Source organism: Prevotella sp. AM34-19LB, from assembly GCF_003468525.1.
Lineage (GTDB): Bacteria > Bacteroidota > Bacteroidia > Bacteroidales > Bacteroidaceae > Prevotella.
In genome coordinates this window covers 1-21,888 of record NZ_QSIG01000046.1, presented here as the reverse complement: position 1 = coordinate 21,888, position 21,888 = coordinate 1, and the positions used below count along the sequence as shown (strand labels likewise).

The following is a 21,888-nucleotide window of genomic DNA, read 5'->3' as shown; positions in this document are numbered from 1 at the left end:
TTGCCTTTATCAAGGTGTCTTTGTTGAAGTCTGCCTCCTTGAACTTCTGGATGGTACACTTGCACTTGCATTTTTTACATGCAAGCTTGTTGCAGTAGCGGATCATACCATTTCTTTTGATAGACTTCTGCCTCAGGATTTCTCCTTGCGGACAATAGACAAGATTGCGTTCGGCATCCCTCACGAAGTATCCTTCAAGAGCCTTGGCACGCATCTGCTCGGGAGTCATCTTCAGTACAGCAGACTCTGCTACATCAGAAGTGTACTCCTTGACCTCTACAATCTGTGCATCGGTTAAAAAATCCTTGTAGGCTTCCGGTATGACAGCAGCTTCAAGACATGCCTTCAAATCTTCTGGATTAGTACTTGACTTTTGTTCGTCAGTTATGGTAGCTTCGTTATAGTCAAACTGAACCTGCTCCGCGCAGCTGCCATCACGTTGGATAACATTTGGTACGATACCATTAGCCAATGCATCTGCATGATCCTCGGGACACTCGTACCCCTTGTCTGCAGTTGATTCAAGAACGTCAACACCATAATCGGCTTTCACCTCAGATGCTACGCTTGTAAGCTGACCATGGTCTGTTGGACTGTTGGTTACCAGGAAGCCTGCTATCATATGGCTCTCCGCATCAACTGCTGTTTGCACATTATAACCGACACAAAAGCCTTCGTTGGCTTTCATTAGTCGGGAATCAGGATCGGTTAAGGAAATCTGGCTTTCACCGCTTTTCTCAAGTGTATCACGGTATCCTTCATAACGATCCTTGCGTTCCTTGCAAACATCAAGCTTACGTTGCAACTCATCTTTAGAGAGCTTGCGTCCTTCCTCATGATCGTATGCTTCAAGTTCTTCCATATAGATTGAAATATGTTCATCAAGACGCTTGATTCGGTCATCGAGTTTGCTTAGAGTAAGGTTGTTGTCTTTAGCATTTACAGCCTTAAACTTGCTTCCATCAATAGAGATGTACGACTTGGAAAAGAGCTTCAGTCCCATACAAAACTTGTTGAACTCTTTAAAAACTTTAGTAATAGCCTTCTTGTTGTCCTTGCGGAAATCGGAGATTGTACGAAAGTCAGGAGTCAGCTTGTTGAGCAGCCACATTACCTCTACGTTACACTTGCACTCACGAGCAAGTTTGCGAGAGGAACGTACCTGATAGAAGTAACCATAAATATAGAGTTTGAGGAGATCGCGAGGATCATATCCAGGAGTACCAGTCTCTGCAGGAGTACTGCGGACGAATCCCAGTTCATTCATTTTGAGATTATCGACAAAAGCATCGAACAAGCGAACAGGGGCGTCAGCCTCTACATACTCGTCAATGCAATCAGGGAAAAGAACCCTCTGTCGTCTATCTTGACCTTTTTTATATGCCATATCTTTCTTGTTTTTACTACAAAAATACATAAAATAATTGAGAATCAAGAAGATACGAGGTTAATTAACTATAAAGAGCAAAAGAAAAATGCTCAATTCAGTTGTTTGCTTCCCTAATTAAGTTTTCGGACGGCCTCCCCCATTTGTTTTACTTGTTGTTGAATTCGCGATGTCATATACTTATTGCCTTATATTAAATATTGATTTTTTTTCGTTTTGCCGTGATAGTACGTTTATTAAGCAAAAAAGTACAAGGGTTATTCAGAAAATAGTGCTAACTTTGCAACCGTAAAACTTAATAATCCTATTGAGAGGATTTTGGGTGAACAATAACAGTTACGAATAAGCAATAACTAACATTTATAAACGATAAAAACAATTAGAACGAAATGCAGAAGGTTTATAGGTTAATAATTATAGGTGTTCTGATGAGTGCGCTCGGCTCTCTCGGGCTGAGCGCGCAAATCAAAGGCTATAATATCGTAGTGAGTGTGACTCCTGATCACCAGGACTGGAACTACAAGGTGGGTGAGAAAGCCAACTTTACAGTGAATGTTAGAAAGAGTGGTACTCTTTTGAACAATGTGAAGGTAAATTATGAGGCTGGTCCTGCCATGTTTCCGGATGTGAAGAAAAGTACCACCCTCAAGGATGGTGTGATGAAATGGAGCGGAAGCTTGAATAAGCCGGGCTTCTACCGATTCAAGGTTATCGCTCATGTGGATGGAAAGGATTACGAAGGACTCTGCACCGCTGGCTTCTCTCCAGAAAAGATTCAGCCTTATGCCCAGGAACCGAAAAATTTTGATGCTTTTTGGAAGAAAGCATTGGATGAGGCTCGCCAGACTGATCTGAATATCACCAAGGTGTTGCTTCCAGAGCGCTGTACTCAAGATAAGAATGTATATGAGATCAGTTATAATAATAACCGGTGGGGCTCTAAGATGTATGGCATCCTGAGTGTTCCGGTAAAGGAAGGCAAATATCCAGCTTTGCTCCGAGTGCCGGGTGCGGGTGTGCGTCCTTATGCTGGTGATACCTATACCGCACCATCCAAGTGTATCGTTTTGGAAATCGGTATTCATGGCATTCCTGTTACGATGGAACAGAAGGTGTATGATGATCTTCTGAATGGTGAACTGAACGGCTATTGGGATACCAATCTCGAAAATCCTGACCGTAACTCTTATAAGAGAGTCATCACCGGAGCTGTGCGTGGAGTGGATTTCATCGCAGCGCTTCCAGAATGGGATGGCAAGACCATCGGCGTGACGGGTTCTTCGCAGGGAGGATTCCTCTCTATAGCTGTGGCTGCACTCGATAAGCGCATCACGTTCCTGGCTCCTGTGCATGATGCCATGTGTGATTATGAGGCTGAAATCCATGGAGCTGCAGGCGGTTGGCCTCACTACTTCTATAAGGAGAACAAAGCTCTGGGCGCTGCCTGGAAGGAGACTAAGCTCACCGAACTGGAAAAGGCTAGATTGGAAGGTGCCCGCTATTACGATGGCGTCAACTTTGCCCGTCGCATCACCGTTCCTGGCTGGTATAGTTTCGGATATAATGATGAGGTGGTTCCACCAACTTCTTCTTATGGATTATATAATAGTGTGAAAGCGCCAAAGACTCTGAGTCTCTACCAAATGACCGGTCATTACTGGTATCAGGAGCAATGGGATGAATGGCAGGCTTGGATTATTCAACAATTAACTAAATAAATTTATGTTAGGAAAAAGAATATTGATCAGTGCTGTTTGTCTGCTGGCTATGCAGGGAGCTATGGCACAGGTGGATGGTGTCACTGGTGCTTCTGTTCAGACTGCAGGTACATCTTGCAGCAAAGACAAAAAGGTTTGCTGCAAAACACCAGCTGAACAACTGAAAATTCGACTGCAGAAAATATTAAACAAGGGTATTATGCTGGGTCATCAGGATGACCCTGTGTATGGTACCACTTGGAAATGGGACCTTGGAAAGAGCGATGTACTTCTTACTACAGGTGATTATCCCGCAGTAATGGGATTCGATCTGGGTAAGATAGAACTCGACAGCAAGGAGAACCTGGATGGTGTTCCGTTCGACAGAATGCGCCAGGAAATCATCGCTCAGTATAAAAGAGGTGGAATCGTTACCTTGAGTTGGCATCCTTGGAATCCGGCAACAGGCGAGAATGCCTGGGATCCGAAGGGAGATGCTGTGGCTGCCGTCCTGGATGGAGGTGCACAGCAGCAGAAATTTGACTTCTGGATCAAAAAAGTATCAGACTTCATCCTTTCTCTCAAGACTAATGACGGCAAACTCATTCCTGTAATCTTCCGACCATGGCATGAAATGAATGGCGGATGGTTCTGGTGGGGCGCCAACAGTTGCACACCTGCACAATACAACCAACTTTATGCAAATACCTATCACAGACTTACTAAAGCAGGGTGCAGCAACATCGTTTGGGCGTGGTCGCCAAATCTCGGAAGCGAGAAGACCGTCGAAGCTTTCTTGGAGCGTTTCCCAGGAGAACAGTATGTAGATATGGTGGGCATCGATATCTATGAGTTTGATAACGATGATGCTGCCTATCAGCAGAATCTCTCTGCCAGCCTGGATGTCATGCTGGCAGCGGCAAAGAAGGTGGGTAAGATTCCTGCCCTCACCGAAACCGGTTGCCGGGGAATCTCTCAGAAGAAAGACTGGTTTACGAAGACCCTCTGGCCTGTACTCCAGAAGTATCAGGTAAGCTATGTGCTCTTCTGGCGCAATGCCTGGGACAAGCCTCAGGAAGAAGCTTACCTGCCAGGAGTAGGAGATGGAGACATCGTAAACGACTTCAAGGCATTCAAGAACGAAAAGAAAGTCCTTTTTGTTAAAGACATCAAGAAAGTTAAGTGAAGAACGAAGAGTGAAGAATTCAATAGTCTTTACTAATCATAAAGTTCAAAGTTCAAAGTTTAAAGTTCAAAGTAAAAAATATTATGACTACATTTCAAGACAAAGTGAAGGCTCTCCGTGCTCATCACGAGGAATTGTTGAGCCGCAAGAATGAACCGGTAGAGTGGGGCAACGGTATCTACGAGAAATATAAGAATCCTATCCTCACTGCAGAACATACTCCACTGGAGTGGCGTTACGATTTCGATGAGAAGAGCAACCCATATCTGATGCAGCGCATTATGATGAATGCTACGCTGAACTCTGGTGCTATCAAGTGGAACGGCAAGTATCTCCTCGTTGTACGTGTGGAGGGTGCCGACCGCAAGAGCTTCTTCGCAGTAGCTGAGAGTCCTAACGGTATCGATAACTTCCGCTTCTGGGATGAACCTATCACCATGCCGGAGGATGTGATTCCTGCTACCAATATCTATGATATGCGACTCACCGCTCATGAGGATGGCTATATCTATGGTGTGTTCTGTGCTGAGCGCCACGATGATGATCAGCCTGGTGACCTGAGTGCAGCTACAGCTACTGCAGCTATCGCACGTACCAAGGACCTGGTAAACTGGGAGCGTCTTCCAGACCTGAAGACCAAGAGTCAGCAGCGCAATGTGGTTCTTCATCCAGAGTTTGTAGATGGCAAATATGCTTTCTATACCCGTCCACAGGATGGATTCATCGATACAGGTTCTGGTGGTGGTATCGGTTGGGCATTGGTAGATGACATCACCCATGCAGAGATCAAGGAAGAGAAGATCATCAATGCCCGTCACTACCACACTATCCAGGAGGTGAAGAATGGTGAGGGACCTCATCCTATCAAGACCGACAAGGGCTGGTTGCATCTCGCTCACGGTGTTCGTGGCTGTGCCAGCGGTCTCCGATATGTACTCTATATGTATATGACCTCTCTTGAGGATCCTACAGAGGTCATTGCAGAACCAGGTGGATACCTCCTCGTGCCAGAGGGACCTGAATATATTGGTGATGTGATGAACGTAGTGTTCACCAACGGTTGGATTGCAGATGAGGATGGCAAGGTATTTATCTACTACGCTTCTTCTGATACGCGTATGCATGTAGCTACCTCTACCATCGACCGTTTGGTAGATTACTGCATGAATACTCCAAAGGATGACTATCGCACTCAGTTCTCTGTAGAGAAGATCAAGGACTTGGTGGCTAAAAATAAAAAGACATTAGGTAAATAAGTATAAAGGTATTAAGATTGTAGGGATTCTCAACCTTTGTCCGTATTCTTAATATGGACGAGGGCGGAATCCCTTTTTCGTAAAGTTCAATGTTCAAAATTCAAAGTTCAAAGTAAAAATGGCTAGTTTAAAGGAAAAAGTTGCTTATGCTTTGGGCGATGCCGCTGCCGGCGGTATCGTTTGGAAGGTGATGTCTATCGCTTTCCCTCTGTTTTTTACCAATGTCTTCGGACTCTCTTTTGCCGATGCTGCCGTGCTGATGTTGGTGGCTCGTATGTTTGATGTGGTGACCGACCCTCTGATGGGTAGTCTTGCCGACCGTACACAGAGCCGCTTCGGTACCTATCGTCCCTGGTTGATTTATGGAGCCGTTCCTTTCGGATTGGTTTTCGCGCTCCTGCTCTATACGCCAGATTTCGGTCCGGTGGGCAAGCGTATCTATGCCTATGCCCTCTATCTTCTGATGATGGCGATATATACGATGGTGAATGTACCTTATGGTTCCCTGCTCGGTGTGATGACCGAGGATGATGACGAGAAGAACCAGTTCTCGTCCTCCGTATGGTGGGTGCCTATGCGATGGGATTCGCCACATTGCTCTCTTTCCCATATCTTCAGAAGATGGTGGGCGGTACTGCTACCCATCAGTATGCCGTTATCGGTGCCATCCTGGGTGTCGTTGCAGCCGTGATGACCCTGGCTTGCGGTCTTCTTACCAAGGAGCGGCTGAAGCCGAAGAGAGCAGAGAAGTTCTCCTTCCACCAGTTTGCCGACCTGGTACACAACAAGGCTTGGCTCTATATGACCGCCATTGCTGTATGTACTAACTTTTTCAATGGTTTCCGCTATGCAGTAGCGGGTTATATGTTCGATTACTGTCTGCATGGCAATGTCACCATCGAGGGATTGATCATCAACTACACGGTGTTCATGGCGTTCGGTGAGGTAACCTGTATGATTTTCGGAGGAGTATCTCCTTGGTTCACCCGTGTAGTAGGCAGCAAGCGGATGGCATTCTTCTGGGCAGCAACCCTCTGTCTGATACTTTCATTGGCGTTCTTCTTTATCCCGATGAATCCTGCCTATATCTGGGTGATGATTGCCCTCGTGGTGTTGACCTCTGTAGGTATCGGTATCTATTCACCACTGTTGTGGTCTATGTATGCCGATGTAGCCGATTATCATACCGATCATTTCGGAACCTCAGCTACAGGTCTCATCTTCTCCTCAGGTACGATGAGTCAGAAGTTTGGTACCGCCATTTCCGGTTCGCTCATCGCCCTTTTCCTGGGTTGGGCGGGTGCCAATATGATTACCGACAAGATGGGTAATACCATGATAGATCCAGCCAGTGTCACCGATTCTGTGCTCACCATGGTGTGGTCTTTGTTCAGTCTTTTCCCAGCATTCATCGCATTCCTGCTGATGGTTCTTGCTTGGAAGTTCCCTATAAAAAAGTAAAGATATGGAAAATCTGAAAAAAACAATGAAGGATGTATTGGAAAACAACATCCTCAACTATTGGATTCACAAGGTAAAGGATGAAGAGAATGGCGGTTTCTATGGACGTGTCGATGGCAACGACCAGGTACACCCTGAAGCCGAGAAAGGTGCAGTAATGAATGCCCGTATCCTGTGGGCTTTTTCTGCAGCCTACCGGGTCTTGAAGAAGCCAGAGTATCTGGAGGCAGCAACCCGTGCCAAGGAATATGTGCGTGATCATTTCCTGGATAAGGAATATGGCGGCATCTACTGGAGCGTGGATTACAAGGGCAATCCGCTTGATACCAAGAAGCAGACCTATGCCATTGGCTTTGCCATCTACGGATTCTCTGAGTATGCGCGTGCTACAGGTGACAAGGAAGCGCTGGGTATTGCCATCTCGCTTTATCACGACATCGAAAAGCATGCCTTCGATGCCAAGAACAATGGATATATTGAGGCGTTGACTCGTGAATGGCAGCCTATCGCAGACATGCGACTCTCTGATAAGGATGAGAATGGCTCGCGTACCATGAATACCCATCTGCATATCATTGAGCCTTATACCAATCTATATCGTGTGTGGAAGACCGAAGAGTTGGAAAAGAGCATCCGCAATCTCCTGGATATCTTTACCGATAAGTTGCTCAATCAGGAGACCTATCATCTCGACCTCTTCTTCAATGATGAGTGGGAAGGTAAGCGAAACATCGAGAGTTACGGTCACGATATCGAGGCATCCTGGCTGCTCCACGAAACTGCGCTCGTCTTGGGCGATAAGGAAGTGCTCCATAAGATAGAGCGTATCATCCGCCGCATTGCCGATGCTGCTGATGAGGGCTTGCGTCCTGATGGAAGTATGGTATATGAGCATTGGAAGGATGGTGATCGGTTTGATCTCCAGCGCCAGTGGTGGGTACAGTGTGAGAATATCATCGGACATATCGATCTCTATCAGTATTTCCGTACGGATGAGAATCTCGAAGTGGCCATTCGTTGCTGGAACTATGTGGCAAAGCATCTCCTGGATCTGCAGAACGGAGAGTGGCATTGGGCTATCCTCGAAGATGGTACGGTGAATAAGGAAGATGATAAGGCGGGCTTCTGGAAGTGCCCTTATCACAACTCTAGAATGTGTCTCGAACTGATAGAGCGTGAATATTAGAATACTGAACTTGCTAAACTTGAATTAGAATATTCATAGGTGTAGTTGATTGTTAGGTTGAGTCTTGCAGCTTTCGCGGATTATGCGGTTTTTCTTCTTTCCGGAGAATAATTTGCGTAATTTGTGAAAACTGTGAGACTTTTTTTGTTTATTCCGAATAAATATTGTATATTTGCAGTCTTTAGAATTGGGACTTGCCTGGAGCCAGTCTCATTTTATATTCAAGATTCAATACTCAATATAAGAAAAAATGTACATAGCAGTAGCAGGAAATATCGGTAGTGGAAAGACCACGCTTACCAAGATGCTCTCCAAGCATTACGGCTGGAAACAGTACTTGGAGCCAGTGGCAGAGAATCCCTACATCGATGACTATTACAAGGACATCCCCCGATGGGCTCTCAATATGGAGGTCTTCTATCTGAAGCAGCGATTCAAGAATCTGCTTGAGATTCAGCATTGTAAGGAGACAGTCATTCAGGATCGTACCATCTTTGAGGGCGTGTATGTCTTTGCAGCCAATAATAGAAAGATGGGTAATATGGACCAGCGCGACTTCGATACCTATATGGAACTCTTCGAGTCGATGATGGAAGTGGTGGAGATGCCGGGACTGATGATCTATCTCCGTTCTTCTGTTCCTCATCTTGTGAAGAATATTCAGAAACGAGGCCGTGATTACGAGCAGAAGATGCCTATCGATTATCTTGAGGGAATCAATCTTCTCTACGATGATTTCATCATGAACAAGTATAAGGGTAGGGTTCTGGTAGTAGAGGTGGATAACCTCGACTTCGAGCATAATCCCAAGCAGTTTGGAGATATCATCGACAAGATAGATGCCAAGCTCTTCGGCTTCTTCTCTTAAAAGTAAAAACGTAAAAAAGTAATAAAATGCATATAGCAATAGCTGGAAATATAGGAAGCGGCAAGACTACCTTGACCAAGATGCTTGCCAAGAGATATGGCTGGAAGGCAAACTTCGAGCCAGTAGATAACAATCCATACCTTGCCGATTATTACAAGGATATGGAGCGATGGTCGTTCAATCTTCAGATTTACTTTCTGAACAAGCGATTCCACGATGTGGTGGAGATTTCCCGTTCGGAGCAGACCATCGTGCAGGATAGAACTATCTTCGAGGATGCGCGCATCTTTGCCCCAAATCTTCACGATATCGGCATGATGAGCGACAGGGATTTCAAGAACTATACCGATCTCTTCGATTTGATGATCAGTCTGGTGAAGCTTCCAGACCTGATGATTTACATCAAGAGCAGTATCCCGACCCTCGTGAAGCACATCGAGAAGCGTGGCCGTGATTTCGAGAAGAGCATCCGCATCGACTATCTCCAGGGCTTGAACAACCGTTACGAGGAATGGATCAAGGATTACAAGGGCCGACTCATCATCATCGATGGCGATACCTTGGAGTTTGCTGATAATCCTGAGGATTTCCGAAAGGTTACCGATCTCATCGATGCCGAACTGTTTGGCTTATTCAAATAACAGTTAGGCTTATTCTATAACAGAAACATCGTATATTCGCAGTGTCGGATGCCTGTCCGCCACTGGCGAATATGTATCCATTACAGTCGGATACATGCCCGATACAACCTATTTTAGCATCTAATAACCCTTTTTTTGCCCGATATTTAACATTTAACATTAAAAATTATATTCTTTCAGAAATATTTGCTACCTTTGCAGCCGCTTAGAAGCAATTAGACAAAAATAACGTTATAACAATTTTTATGAACTTTACACTATTTATCACCGTTTTGCTGACGGCTGTAACCTTGGTGGTGGCTGCTTATGTCATCGCAAAGTTGATCGGTCCTCGTTCATACAATCCGGTAAAGGGTGAACCTTTTGAGTGTGGTATTCCGACACGTGGCAGCTCTTGGTTGCCATCACACATCGGCTACTATCTCTTCGCCATCCTTTTCCTGATGTTTGACATCGAGACTGTAATGCTTTACCCATGGGCAGTTGTAGTTAAGCAGTTTGGACCAATGGCTCTCGTGAGCATCGGGTTCTTCCTGTTGGTATTGGTATTTGGCCTTGCATACGCTTGGCGGAAAGGAGCATTGGAATGGAAGTAAACAAAAGAGCCTCTATCAAGAGTATTCCTTACGACGAGTTTAAGGACAATGATACCCTCGAAAAGATTGCGCAGGAGCTCAATGAGGGTGGTGCTAACGTGGTAGTCGGTTCTCTCGATGCTGCCATCAACTGGGGACGTAGTAACTCACTCTGGTCTTTGACCTCGGTACTTCTTGCTGTGGTATCGAGTTCATGGCTGTAGGTTGTGCGCGTTACGACTTCTCCCGTTTCGGTTTCGAGGTAACCCGTAACTCTCCACGCCAGGCTGACTTGATCATGTGTGCCGGTACTATCACCAATAAGATGGCACCAGTGTTCAAGCGTTTGTATGATGAAATGGCTGAGCCTAAGTATGTGGTAGCTGTTGGTGGATGCGCCATCTCTGGTGGTCCGTTCAAGAAGAGCTACAATGTGGTTCGTGGTATCAGCGAGTTGGTTCCTGTGGATGTTTATATCCCTGGATGTCCTCCACGCCCTGAGGCTATCCTTTATGGTATGATGCAGTTGCAGCGTAAGGTAAAGGTTGAGAAATTCTTCGGTGGTGCTAACCACAAGATGACTCAGGATGAGAAGGATCTCTCTATGAGTAAGGGTGGTCTTCGCGGCTTGAGCAACGAGAACCTCTCTGACAGCGAGAAGCTCGGACACAAGGAGCCTATCATCGTAACTGAAGTACCTGAGGATTTCGACCCTCAGAAAGGTCTAACTGATTAATATAATAAGGTATAAGAACATGAAACTGAATAATATTGAATTGAGTTTTGATAATTTCGCCTCAGAAATGGCGAAGTTGAAGAACGAGAAGCATTTCGACTACCTTGTTACCATCATCGGTGAAGACTTCGGTGAGGAAGGTCTCGGATGTATCTATATTCTCGAGAATACTCAGACCAGCGAGCGCTGCTCGGTAAAGACCATCGCCAAGAAGGTGGATGGCAGTGATGTGATTCCTACAGTTATTAACCTTTGGAAGGTGGCTGACCTCCTGGAGCGTGAGGTATTCGATTTCGTGGGCATCAAGTTCTTGGGTCACCCAGACATGCGCCGTCTCTTCCTCCGCACAGATTTCCAGGGCTATCCATTGCGCAAGGACTTCGATATGAGTCCTGAGGCAAACAAGTTCCCTTGTACTGATGAGCCAGAGGATGACTTCACCATGGAGTACTCCCTGAGCGAGGATGGTCACTTGGTTGCTACAGAGAAGCGTCGCTTCGACGAGGATGAGTATGTTGTCAACATCGGTCCTAACCACCCATCTACCCACGGTGTGCTCCGTCTGCAGACCGTTATCGATGGTGAGACCGTGAAGCGCATCTATCCACACCTCGGTTATATCCACCGTGGTATCGAGAAGATGTGGGAGAGCATGACCTATCCTCAGACCTTGGCATTGACCGACCGTCTGAACTATCTTTCTGCGATGATGCACCGCCACGCTTTGGTAGGCGTTATCGAAGAGGCTATGGGTATCGAACTCTCAGACCGTATCCGCTACATCCGTACCATCATGGATGAGTTGCAGCGTATCGACTCTCACTTGCTCTATCTCGGCTGTACCGCACAGGACTTGGGTGCCTTGACCGCATTCCTCTATTGCATGCGCGACCGTGAGCACGTATTGAACGTCATGGAGGAGACCACTGGTGGCCGTCTGATCCAGAACTACTACCGTATCGGTGGCCTTCAGGCAGACATTGACCCTAACTTCGTTCAGAATGTGAAGACCCTCTGCAAGTATCTCCGTCCGATGATTCAGGAGTACCTCGACGTATTCGGCGACAACGTGATTACTCACAACCGTCTCGAAGGCGTAGGACCAATGAATCTTGAGGATTGTATCAACTATGCCGTAACCGGTCCTGCTGGTCGTGCATCAGGTTGGAAGAACGATACCCGCAAGCGTCATCCATACGATATGTACGACAAGGTAGAGTGGAAGGAAATCACCCTTACCGGTTGCGATTCAATGGATCGTTACTATGTACACATCCAGGAGTTGTATCAGAGCTTGGACATCATCGAGCAGTTGATCGACAACATTCCAGAGGGTGAGTACTACATCAAGCAGAAGCCAATCATCAAGGTTCCAGAGGGACAGTGGTACTTCTCTGTAGAGGGTGCCAGCGGCGAGTTTGGTGTATATCTCGACTCAAAGGGTGACAAGAGTCCATACCGTATGAAGATGCGTCCGATGGGCTTGTCTTTGACAGGTGCGCTCGACCCAATGCTTCGTGGACAGAAGATCGCCGACCTCATCACTACAGGTGCAGCAATCGATTTCGTAATCCCTGATATTGATAGATAATTATGTTTGATTTTAGTATAGTAACAACATTCATCGACAATCTGCTTCGCCAGACCTTGGGTTTGGGCGACTTCCTGTCGATTCTGATTGAGTGCGTGCTCGTGGGTATCTGCATTTTGACAGCATACGCCCTCATCGCTATCGTACTTATCTTCATGGAGCGTAAGGTGTGTGCCTACTTCCAGTGCCGTCTTGGCCCTATGCGTGTAGGTCCTTGGGGTATCTTCCAGGTATTCGCCGACGTGCTCAAGATGTTGATCAAGGAGATCTTCGCCGTGGATAGAGCCGACAAGCTGCTCTACTACATGGCACCATTCCTCGTGATCATTGCCTCTGTAGGTACTTTCTCATTCCTTCCATGGAACAAGGGAGCTCATATTCTCGACTTCAACGTAGGTGTATTCCTCATCACAGCCGTAAGTTCTATCGGTGTCTTGGGTGTATTCCTCGCCGGTTGGGCATCTAACAACAAGTACTCTGTGGTTTCTGCCATGCGTGGTGCCGTACAGATGATTTCTTACGAGATGTCTCTCTGCCTCTGTTTGATTTCTGCAGTAATCCTCACCGGAACCATGCAGGTAAGCGGTATTGTTGAGGCTCAGACTGGTGCTTGGAACTGGTTGATTATCAAGGGTCATGTGCCAGCTATTCTGGCTTTCCTCGTATTCCTCGTAGCAGGTAATGCTGAGGCTAACCGTGGTCCTTTCGACTTGGCTGAGGCTGAGAGTGAGTTGACCGCAGGTTACCACACTGAGTATTCAGGTATGGGCTTCGGTTTCTACTACCTGGCTGAGTACCTCAACCTCTTTGTGATTTCTGGTATCGCTTCTACCGTATTCCTCGGTGGTTGGGCGCCATTGAACATCGGTATCGAGGGCTTCGACAATCTGATGAACCTCATCCCAGGTTTCATCTGGTTCTTCGGTAAGACCTTCGCGGTGGTATGGCTCCTGATGTGGGTACGCTGGACCTTCCCACGTCTGCGTATCGACCAGATCCTGAAGTTGGAGTGGAAGTATCTGATGCCATTGTCACTGGTCATCCTGATCTTGATGACAGTATGCGTAGCATTCGGAATCCACGGATAATCTTTAATACACATTATTATAATAATAAGAAAGTATGTCTAACAATTCATATTTCGGCGGTATTGCAGCGGGTTTGAAGACCCTCGCTACTGGTATGAAGGTCACCATGAAGGAGTACTTCACACCAAAGAGCACAGAGCAGTATCCTGAGAACCGCAAGACTACACTCCACATCTCTCCACGTTTCCGTGGACGCCTGGTCTTTGTTCGTGATGAGAACGAGGCTTACAAGTGTGTGGGTTGTACATTGTGTGAGAAGTCATGCCCTAACGATACCATCAAGATTCAGACCGAGATGGTAGAGGATCCAGAGACAGGCAAGAAGAAGCGCAAGTTGGTGGATTACCAGTACGACTTGGGCGACTGCATGTTCTGCGAGCTCTGTGTCAACGCATGTAACTTCGGTGCAATCAAGTTTGTCAACGATTTCGAGAATGCAGTCTTCGACCGCAACAAGTTGGTGATGCACCTTGACAAGGAGGTATATAAGGGCGGTAGCTTCCAAACCTCATCGAGGGTGGTGCGCCATTGGAAATCGGTAAGTTTAACACCAAGACTAAGTAAGGAGGACATTAGACAATGATAACAGCTAATTTATTTATGTTCGTCATCTTGGCAGTAGTCATCCTTGGCTCAGCCATCATGTGCGTAGCTACCAAGCGTATCATGCGTGCGGCAACCTTCCTGTTGTTCGTGCTCTTCGGTATTGCAGGTATGTTCTTCCTGCTCGACTATACCTATCTGGGTGCTGCTCAGATTTCCGTATATGCCGGCGGTATCACCATCCTCTACGTCTTCGCTATCCAGTTGGTATCCAAGCGTACCCTTCAGGGTCTCCTGGAGCATGTCAAGGGTAGCAAGATCTTGGGCCGCGCACTTGTCTGCCTCGTAGGTTTCGTCACCTTGGCAGTCATCGTGTTGAAGAATCACTTTATTGATATGGCTGCAACTGTAGCCGACACCGAGGTGCCAATGGAGCAGGTAGGTTCTGCCTGGTAGGTGCAGACAAGTATGGCTATGTATTGCCATTCGAGTTCATCTCCGTATTCCTGTTGGCATGTATCATCGGTGGTATCTTAATCGCAAGAAAGGAGGATAAGAAATGATTCCAGTACAATATTTCTTCGTGCTCTCAGCACTCTTGTTCTTCATCGGAGTCTATGGCTTCTGTACACGCCGTAACCTCGTAGCCATGCTCATCTCCGTAGAGCTTGTATTGAATGCAGCCGATTTGAACTTCGCTGTGTTCAACCGCATCCTCTTCCCAGGACAGTTGGAAGGTTTCTTCTTCACATTGTTCTCTATCGGAGTAGCAGCAGCCGAGACAGCCGTAGCGCTCGCTATTATTATCAACGTTTACCGCAACTATCACAGTGACCAGGTGAACAGTATTGAAAACATGAAATTCTAAAAGACAATGGAATACAATTATGCATTTTTGATACTTCTTCTGCCATTCCTGAGCTTCCTGGTTCTGGGACTTGTGGGTATGAAGATGAAAAGACCGGTAGCAGCACTCATCGGTACCGTATTGATGGGCTGTGTATTCGCCATGTCTGTCTATACAGCATACGAGTACTTCTTTGCAGTGGGTCGTGATGCCTCTACAGGTATGTACCCAACTGTTACCGTATTTAATTTCACATGGTTGAAGTTTACTGAGTTGCTCACCTTCAACATCGGTTTCCGCCTGAGCCCAATCTCCGTATTGATGCTCATCGTGATTACCACCGTCAGCTTCATGGTTCACATCTACAGCTTCGGCTACATGGCAGAGCGTGATGAGAACTACAAGGTTGAGGAATATGAGAAGGGTATGCAGCGTTTCTACGCTTACCTGAGCCTCTTCACCATGTCTATGTTGGGCTTGGTAGTAGCTACCAACATCTTCCAGATGTATCTTTTCTGGGAGTTGGTGGGTGTGTGCTCATACCTGCTCATCGGTTTCTACTATCCAAAGCATGCTGCAGTTCATGCCAGCAAGAAGGCGTTCATCGTTACCCGTTTCGCTGACCTCTTCTTCTTGATTGGTATCCTGTTCTACAGCTTCTATGTAGGAACCTTCAACTACGACTTGAATGCTCAGCCAGAGCTCAACTCAGCTTTGGCAGGTGCAGCTTGGGTCATGCCAACAGCGTTGTTCCTCATGTTCATCGGTGGTGCCGGTAAGAGTGCGATGTTCCCATTGCACATCTGGTTGCCAGATGCGATGGAGGGTCCAACCCCTGTTTCTGCGTTGATCCACGCCGCTACCATGGTTGTAGCCGGTGTATATCAGGTAGCCAGCCTCTTCCCAATCTGGGTACAGTATGCTCCTGAGGCATTGCACTATGTAGCTTACATTGCAGCCTTCACCGCATTCTATGCAGCAGCCGTAGCTTGCTGCCAGCGTGATATCAAGCGTGGTCTGGCTTTCTCTACTATTTCTCAGATTGCCTACATGCTCGTAGCACTCGGTGTCTGCTTTGCTGTAGATAACCACCACGGTGGTTTGGGTTACATGGCTGGTATCTTCCACCTGTTTACCCACGCTATGTTCAAGGCATTGCTCTTCCTCTGCTCTGGTGCCATCATCGTCATCATCGGCAGCAACTTCAAGGAGTACATGGGCGGTCTGCACAAGTACATGCCTATTACCAACATCTGCTTCCTCATCGGTTGCTTGGCGATTGCAGGTATTCCTCCATTCGCAGGTTTCTGGTCAAAGGATGAGATTATCTCAGCATGCTTCCAGTTCTCACCATTCATGGGTTGGTTCATGACAGTAGTTGCCGGTATGACAGCATTCTATATGTTCCGTCTCTACTACGTGATCTTCTGGGGACAGAGCTACTATGAGCTGGATCCAGAGAACCGTCGCAAGCCACAGGAGGTTCCATTCGTGATGTGGGGTCCATTGGTATTCCTCGCCATCATCTCTTGCCTCTGCGGTCTGATTCCTTTCGGTCACTTCGTATCTGCTACAGGTCAGAGCTACGATATCCATATCGACATGAGCGTGGCAACTACATCTGTGATTGTTGCAATCATCGGTATTGGTCTGGCTACTTACATGTATGCTCCTAAGAAGACTCCATTGGCAGACGCTTTGGCTAAGAAGATGCCTAAGTTGCACAAGGCAGCCTTGAACCGTTTCTATATCGACGATGCTTGGCAGTTCTTCACTCACAAGATTGTCTTCGGTCTGTTCTCAAAGCCAATCGCATGGTTCGACCGTCGTGTCATCGATGGTACCTTCAACTTCATGGCTTGGGGTGCACAGGAGGCAGGCGAGACTATCCGTCCATGGCAGAGTGGTGATGTTCGCAGCTATGCTATCTGGTTCCTCACCGGTACCGTGGCATTGACCCTGTGTCTGCTCGCTCTTCTTTAATGAATGTCTCACAATTAAGTAAATAGAAAAGAAATGAATTTAAGTATATTCGTCATAGTACCACTCCTGATGTTGCTCGGCCTCTGGTTGGCTCGCAACGATAAGCAGGTTCGTGGTGTGATGGTAGCCGGTGCCAGCGTATTGCTCGCACTCTCCATCTATTTGGTGTTTGCATTTCTCGAAGCTCGTGAGACAATGCCAGCCGACCAAGCTCCGATGCTCTTCACCTACTGTGTGCCTTGGTTTGAACCATTGCACATCAACTATTCACTCGGTGTGGATGGTATCTCAGTGGTGATGATTCTCTTGACATCCATCATCGTGTTCACAGGTACATTTGCTTCCTGGCAGATGGAGCCAATGAAGAAGGAATACTTCCTCTGGTTCACACTCCTGAGCATCGGTGTATATGGCTTCTTCATCTCTATCGACATGTTCACCATGTTCATGTTCTATGAGGTAGCGCTGATTCCTATGTACCTCTTGATCGGTGTATGGGGTAGTGGTGCGAAGGAGTATTCTGCCATGAAGTTGACCTTGATGTTGATGGGTGGTTCTGCACTCCTCATCATCGGTATCCTGGGTATCTACTTCTACAGTGGTGCTCAGACCTTCGAAATCCTGGATATCGCTCACCATACCAATGGTGCCCATGCTATCCCAGAGAGCGTGCAGAACGTGTTCTTCCCATTGCTCTTCATCGGTTTCGGTATCCTCGGTGCGCTGTTCCCATTCCATACATGGTCTCCTGACGGTCACGCAAGTGCGCCTACAGCTGTATCTATGTTGCACGCCGGTGTATTGATGAAGCTCGGTGGTTACGGTTGCTTCCGTATCGCCATGTTCCTCTTGCCAGCTGCTACTCACGGATTCTGGATCAAGGTATTCCTCGTGCTGACTACCATCTCTATCGTATATGGTGCTTTGTCAGCTTGTGTACAGACCGACTTGAAGTACATCAACGCTTACTCATCAGTATCTCACTGTGGTATGGTGCTCTTCGCTCTCTGTATGATGACTGAGACAGCTGCTACTGGTGCAATCCTCCAGATGTTGTCTCACGGTTTGATGACCGCCCTCTTCTTCGCCGTTATCGGTATGATTTACCATCAGGCTGGTACACGTGACGTACGTTACCTGGGTGGTTTGATGAAGATCATCCCATTCCTTTCTGTAGGTTATGCGGTAGCTGGTTTGGCTAACCTCGGTTTGCCAGGTTTCTCAGGTTTCGTAGCCGAGATGACCATCTTCGTAGGTTCTTTCCAGAATGCAGATACATTCCATCGCGTATGTACCATCATCGCATGTACTTCCATCGTAGTAACAGCGGTTTACATCCTGCGTTGTGTTGGTAAAATCCTTTATCAGAAGGTTCCTAATCCAAAGTTGGAGAAGCTCCACGATGCTACCTGGGACGAGCGTATCGCTGTAGCAGGTCTTATCGCCTGCGTTGCAGGTCTCGGTATGTTCCCACTCTGGGCAGAGGAGATTATCATGGACGCTGTAGGTCCTATCTTTAGTGTAATCATGTAATAAATATCAGAAGAAATGAATTACAGTCAATTTTTAAATATGTTTCCAGAAGCTTCCTTGATGGTAGTTCTGTTGATCACTTTTATTGCTGACTTCTGCAGTTCCAAGAGCGCAGACCGTAAGTGGTTCAATCCTCTGGTATGTCTCTTGATGCTGACTCACATCTGTTTCAACATCTACCCTACAGAAGCCGCAGAGGCATTTGGCGGCATGTACACCACGGGTCCTGCTGCCGGTGTCTTGAAGACTATCCTGGCTTTGGGTACCCTCATCGTGATGGTACAGGCCAAGGAGTGGTTGAGCCGTGAGGACACAGCCTTCAAGGAGGGTGAGTTCTATATGTTGATTATCTCTACCTTGCTCGGTATGAACATGATGGTAAGTGCCAACCACTTCCTCCTGTTCTTCCTCGGCCTCGAAATGGCATCCGTGCCAATGGCTTGCTTGGTAGCATTCGATAAGTACCGTCACAATTCTGCTGAGGCAGGTGCCAAGTTCGTTTTGACCGCTACTTTCTCTAGCGGTGTGATGATCTACGGTATCTCTCTGCTTTATGCAGCTTGCGGTACTTTGTACTTCGAGGATATGGCTAACGTCATCACTGCGTCTCCATTGACCATCGCTGGTATGGTATTCTTCTTCAGTGGTTTGGGCTTTAAGATTTCCTTGGTTCCTTTCCACTTCTGGACAGCCGATTCATACCAGGGTGCACCAACTACTGTTACAGGTTATCTGTCAGTAGTATCTAAGGGTGCTGCAGCGTTCACACTCTGCGCCATCCTCATGAAGGTGTTCCAGCCAATGGTAGAGTACTGGACCGTATTGCTCTACATCGTGATTGTACTTTCTATCACTATCGCCAACCTGTTTGCCATCCGTCAGAGCGACCTGAAGCGTTTCATGGCATTCTCTTCTATTTCTCAGGCAGGTTACATCATGCTGGCAGTGGTAGGCAACTCAGCGATGAGCGTTACAGCCCTGACTTACTATGTATTGATTTACGTAGTAGCCAACCTGAGCGTCTTTGCCATCATTGCTTCTATCGAGGAGCACAACAACGGCACTGTTCAGATGGACAGCTACAATGGTTTGTACAAGACCAATCCACGTCTGGCATTCCTGATGACTTTGGCGTTGTTCTCATTGGGTGGTATTCCTCCATTTGCAGGTATGTTCTCTAAGTTCTTCGTGTTCATGGCAGCGGTACAGGGAGCTGATATCTATACCACCCTCGGTGGATGGGCATACGGCGTCGTATTCATTGCCTTGGTTAACACTGTATTGAGCTTGTACTACTATCTGCTCATCGTGAAGGCAATGTTCATCAAGCATAGCGACAATCCGCTTCCTACTTTCCAGAGCGCATGCTCAACCAAGTTGGCGCTTGCTATCTGCACGGTAGGTATCGTAGCATTCGGTATTTGCTCATTCGTATTCGACTGGATTTCAGTGGCAGCGAATGCATAAATAATCAATAATTTATAAAATCCCGGCAATCGGTAAAGATTGCCGGGATTTTTTTTTGTTTTGTCTAAAAATAGCTGTACCTTTGCACCCCGAAAGAGGCATGGTGCCTCAAGTAAATATTAAACATTATAAAAAATGGATAAGTTACCGATGAATGATGTTCCGATGCTGGTAAGTGCTATCAACTTCCTGCTTCGTGACCACGAGTTTGATACACTCGATGAGATTTGTAATCACTTTAATGTAAATCGCGCTGCCTTAGAGGCGAAAGTGGCTACTCAGGGCTTTGAGTGGTCAGAAGCGCAGCATAAATTCTGGTAAAACCAAACATTATCAATTATAAACTATTAATTAAAAACAATGAATTCACCTCGACCCTTGTGGAAATCAGTACAAGATTACGTGATGATTGCGATAGGAATGATTTCCTATTGTATCGGATGGAATGTGTTCTTATTGCCGATTAACGTAACGGCAAGTGGATTGCCTGGTGTGGCCAGTATCATCTATTGGGCTACAGGCTGTCCGGTTCAAATTCCTTATTTGATTGCCAATGGCGCCCTGCTGTTGGCGGGATTGAAAATCCTGGGATTTAAATTCTGTCTTAAAACCGTCTATGCTGTAGCTATTGTCACTGCATTGACCTCCCTTATCTCTTCAGGCTATCTCGTGATACCAGAGTTGCTTCACGACCAGCCATTGTGGTCAGCCTTTCTGGGAGCCGTATTCTGCGGCTGCGGTATTGGTTTAGGTTTCTCGGTAGGAGGCAGTACGGGTGGTACGGATATCATTGCAGCCATTGTCAACAAGTACCGTGACATATCTCTCGGTAGAGTGATTATGATTTGCGATATCGTCATCATCACTTCCAGTTATCTGGTAGTCCACGACATCGAGAAGATCTTCTATGGTTATGTGGTACTTTGCGTGCAGGGATTCTGCATCGACCAGGTGGTAAACAGTCGCCGCAGGAGTGTGCAGTTCTTCATTATCTCCCAGAAGTATGAGGAGATAGGCAAGCGCATCAATGTGGATGCCGAGCGAGGAGTTACGGTGGTGAATGCCTCAGGTTTCTATTCCGGTCAGGATGTGAAGATGCTGTTCGTGCTTGCCAAGCAGCGCCAGGCACCCATCATCTTCCGCATGATATCAGAGATTGATCCACACGCCTTCGTCAGCCAGAGCGCAGTGATTGGCGTATATGGTAATGGATTTGATGAATTCAAATATAAGGCAAAGAAAGAGCACGGAGTTTAATCCGTTAATAAAATATCCCCCATCCTGCTTGCGAAAATAGGATGGGGGATTTCTTATCTGTTACCTCTGAGATAATATCTTATTTCAATTTTTCTATCTGCTCCTGGGTAAGACCGGAATACTTCATGATCAGATTGATGTCAACGCTATCAGCAAGCATGTTCCTGGCAATATCCAGGGCTTTCTGGTTCATACCTTTCTCCATATTTTTCCATACCCTCTGCAAGACCTTCTTGCTTCGCCGTATCAATGGAGTTCTTGATATCCCGGTATGCCATCTTACTTGCTTCATACTCCCTCATTTCCTGAGGTGTGAACTTGGCAATCTCGGCTTCCTCAAAGAGACGGTCGAATACCTTGTCGCACAGCAAGCTGATGTATCTTTCTTCTACCTGTTTCATACCCCCCAGCCCGCAGTTTGCAGGTTGGGGGAATATTATGTGTTAAAATCACAAAAAAACTTTGTGTTGTCAGGGATTTGATGTATATTTGCAGAACTAATTTAAAATATTAATGATTATGTCAACAACAGCAGCAAGAATCCCAACTTCGTTCAGGTTCCAAAGCAGTTTGCTGGAAGAACTGA

The 21,888-nt window shown here is 46.6% G+C and carries 17 protein-coding genes and 4 pseudogenes; 19 read left to right on the top strand and 2 right to left on the bottom strand.

The window, feature by feature from the left end; translation table 11 throughout:
* A partial coding sequence (locus DW830_RS12525) for a transposase (protein ID WP_158573497.1) occupies positions 1-1,387 on the bottom strand: 1,387 nt, incomplete at its 3' end.
* Between the two features lie 428 nt (positions 1,388-1,815).
* On the opposite strand from DW830_RS12525, the gene DW830_RS12520 reads away from it, so the two are divergent.
* The 19 genes and pseudogenes from DW830_RS12520 to DW830_RS12430 all read left to right on the top strand — a co-directional run bounded on the left by DW830_RS12520 (position 1,816) and on the right by DW830_RS12430 (position 21,302).
* Positions 1,816-3,105, top strand: coding sequence for an acetylxylan esterase (locus DW830_RS12520; protein WP_233544522.1), 1,290 nt, complete (start codon positions 1,816-1,818; stop codon positions 3,103-3,105).
* A gap of 22 nt (positions 3,106-3,127) precedes the next feature.
* Entirely contained in the window at positions 3,128-4,270 is a 1,143-nt protein-coding gene (locus DW830_RS12515; RefSeq protein ID WP_233544521.1) for a glycoside hydrolase family 26 protein, read from the top strand.
* An 83-nt stretch (positions 4,271-4,353) separates the two neighbouring features.
* Positions 4,354-5,526: a glycosidase gene (locus DW830_RS12510; RefSeq protein ID WP_119250128.1), complete on the top strand. Its 1,173-nt coding sequence runs from the start codon at positions 4,354-4,356 to the stop codon at positions 5,524-5,526.
* Between the two features lie 118 nt (positions 5,527-5,644).
* Positions 5,645-6,987, top strand: a pseudogene (locus DW830_RS12505) (MFS transporter).
* 4 nt (positions 6,988-6,991) lie between these two features.
* Complete coding sequence (locus tag DW830_RS12500) at positions 6,992-8,173, top strand: AGE family epimerase/isomerase (protein WP_199656139.1); 1,182 nt, start codon at positions 6,992-6,994, stop codon at positions 8,171-8,173.
* Between the two features lie 250 nt (positions 8,174-8,423).
* Entirely contained in the window at positions 8,424-9,041 is a 618-nt protein-coding gene (locus DW830_RS12495) for a deoxynucleoside kinase (RefSeq protein ID WP_119250127.1), read from the top strand.
* Between the two features lie 26 nt (positions 9,042-9,067).
* Positions 9,068-9,682, top strand: coding sequence for a deoxynucleoside kinase (locus DW830_RS12490; protein WP_089542948.1), 615 nt, complete (start codon positions 9,068-9,070; stop codon positions 9,680-9,682).
* Between the two features lie 245 nt (positions 9,683-9,927).
* Positions 9,928-10,278: an NADH-quinone oxidoreductase subunit A gene (locus DW830_RS12485; RefSeq protein ID WP_089542947.1), complete on the top strand. Its 351-nt coding sequence runs from the start codon at positions 9,928-9,930 to the stop codon at positions 10,276-10,278.
* A pseudogene (locus DW830_RS12480) lies at positions 10,269-10,993 on the top strand (NADH-quinone oxidoreductase subunit B). Before DW830_RS12485 ends, DW830_RS12480 begins: the two are co-directional and overlap by 10 nt.
* A gap of 19 nt (positions 10,994-11,012) precedes the next feature.
* Entirely contained in the window at positions 11,013-12,584 is a 1,572-nt protein-coding gene (locus DW830_RS12475; protein WP_119250126.1) for an NADH-quinone oxidoreductase subunit C, read from the top strand.
* Between the two features lie 2 nt (positions 12,585-12,586).
* Positions 12,587-13,672: an NADH-quinone oxidoreductase subunit NuoH gene (gene nuoH / locus DW830_RS12470; RefSeq protein WP_119250125.1), complete on the top strand. Its 1,086-nt coding sequence runs from the start codon at positions 12,587-12,589 to the stop codon at positions 13,670-13,672.
* A gap of 34 nt (positions 13,673-13,706) precedes the next feature.
* Positions 13,707-14,236: pseudogene (locus DW830_RS12465) on the top strand (NuoI/complex I 23 kDa subunit family protein).
* A gap of 15 nt (positions 14,237-14,251) precedes the next feature.
* A pseudogene (locus DW830_RS12460) lies at positions 14,252-14,778 on the top strand (NADH-quinone oxidoreductase subunit J).
* The gene (gene nuoK / locus DW830_RS12455) at positions 14,775-15,083 is read left to right on the top strand and encodes an NADH-quinone oxidoreductase subunit NuoK (RefSeq protein ID WP_117663960.1); all 309 of its coding nucleotides are present in this window, start codon (positions 14,775-14,777) and stop codon (positions 15,081-15,083) included. Before DW830_RS12460 ends, nuoK begins: the two are co-directional and overlap by 4 nt.
* 6 nt (positions 15,084-15,089) lie before the next feature.
* Positions 15,090-17,045, top strand: coding sequence for an NADH-quinone oxidoreductase subunit L (nuoL, locus tag DW830_RS12450; protein WP_119250124.1), 1,956 nt, complete (start codon positions 15,090-15,092; stop codon positions 17,043-17,045).
* A 33-nt stretch (positions 17,046-17,078) separates the two neighbouring features.
* Positions 17,079-18,578: a NuoM family protein gene (locus tag DW830_RS12445; protein WP_117663962.1), complete on the top strand. Its 1,500-nt coding sequence runs from the start codon at positions 17,079-17,081 to the stop codon at positions 18,576-18,578.
* Positions 18,579-18,593: 15 nt separating this feature from the next.
* Entirely contained in the window at positions 18,594-20,045 is a 1,452-nt protein-coding gene (locus DW830_RS12440) for an NADH-quinone oxidoreductase subunit N (protein WP_119250123.1), read from the top strand.
* Positions 20,046-20,180: 135 nt separating this feature from the next.
* Entirely contained in the window at positions 20,181-20,366 is a 186-nt protein-coding gene (locus tag DW830_RS12435) for a DUF4250 domain-containing protein (RefSeq protein ID WP_117663964.1), read from the top strand.
* Positions 20,367-20,405: 39 nt separating this feature from the next.
* Complete coding sequence (locus DW830_RS12430) at positions 20,406-21,302, top strand: YitT family protein (RefSeq protein WP_117663965.1); 897 nt, start codon at positions 20,406-20,408, stop codon at positions 21,300-21,302.
* A 149-nt stretch (positions 21,303-21,451) separates the two neighbouring features.
* On the opposite strand, the gene DW830_RS12425 is transcribed toward DW830_RS12430, so the two are convergent.
* Positions 21,452-21,703, bottom strand: coding sequence for an Rpn family recombination-promoting nuclease/putative transposase (locus tag DW830_RS12425; RefSeq protein WP_233544520.1), 252 nt, complete (start codon positions 21,701-21,703; stop codon positions 21,452-21,454).
* Positions 21,704-21,888 lie beyond the last annotated feature (185 nt).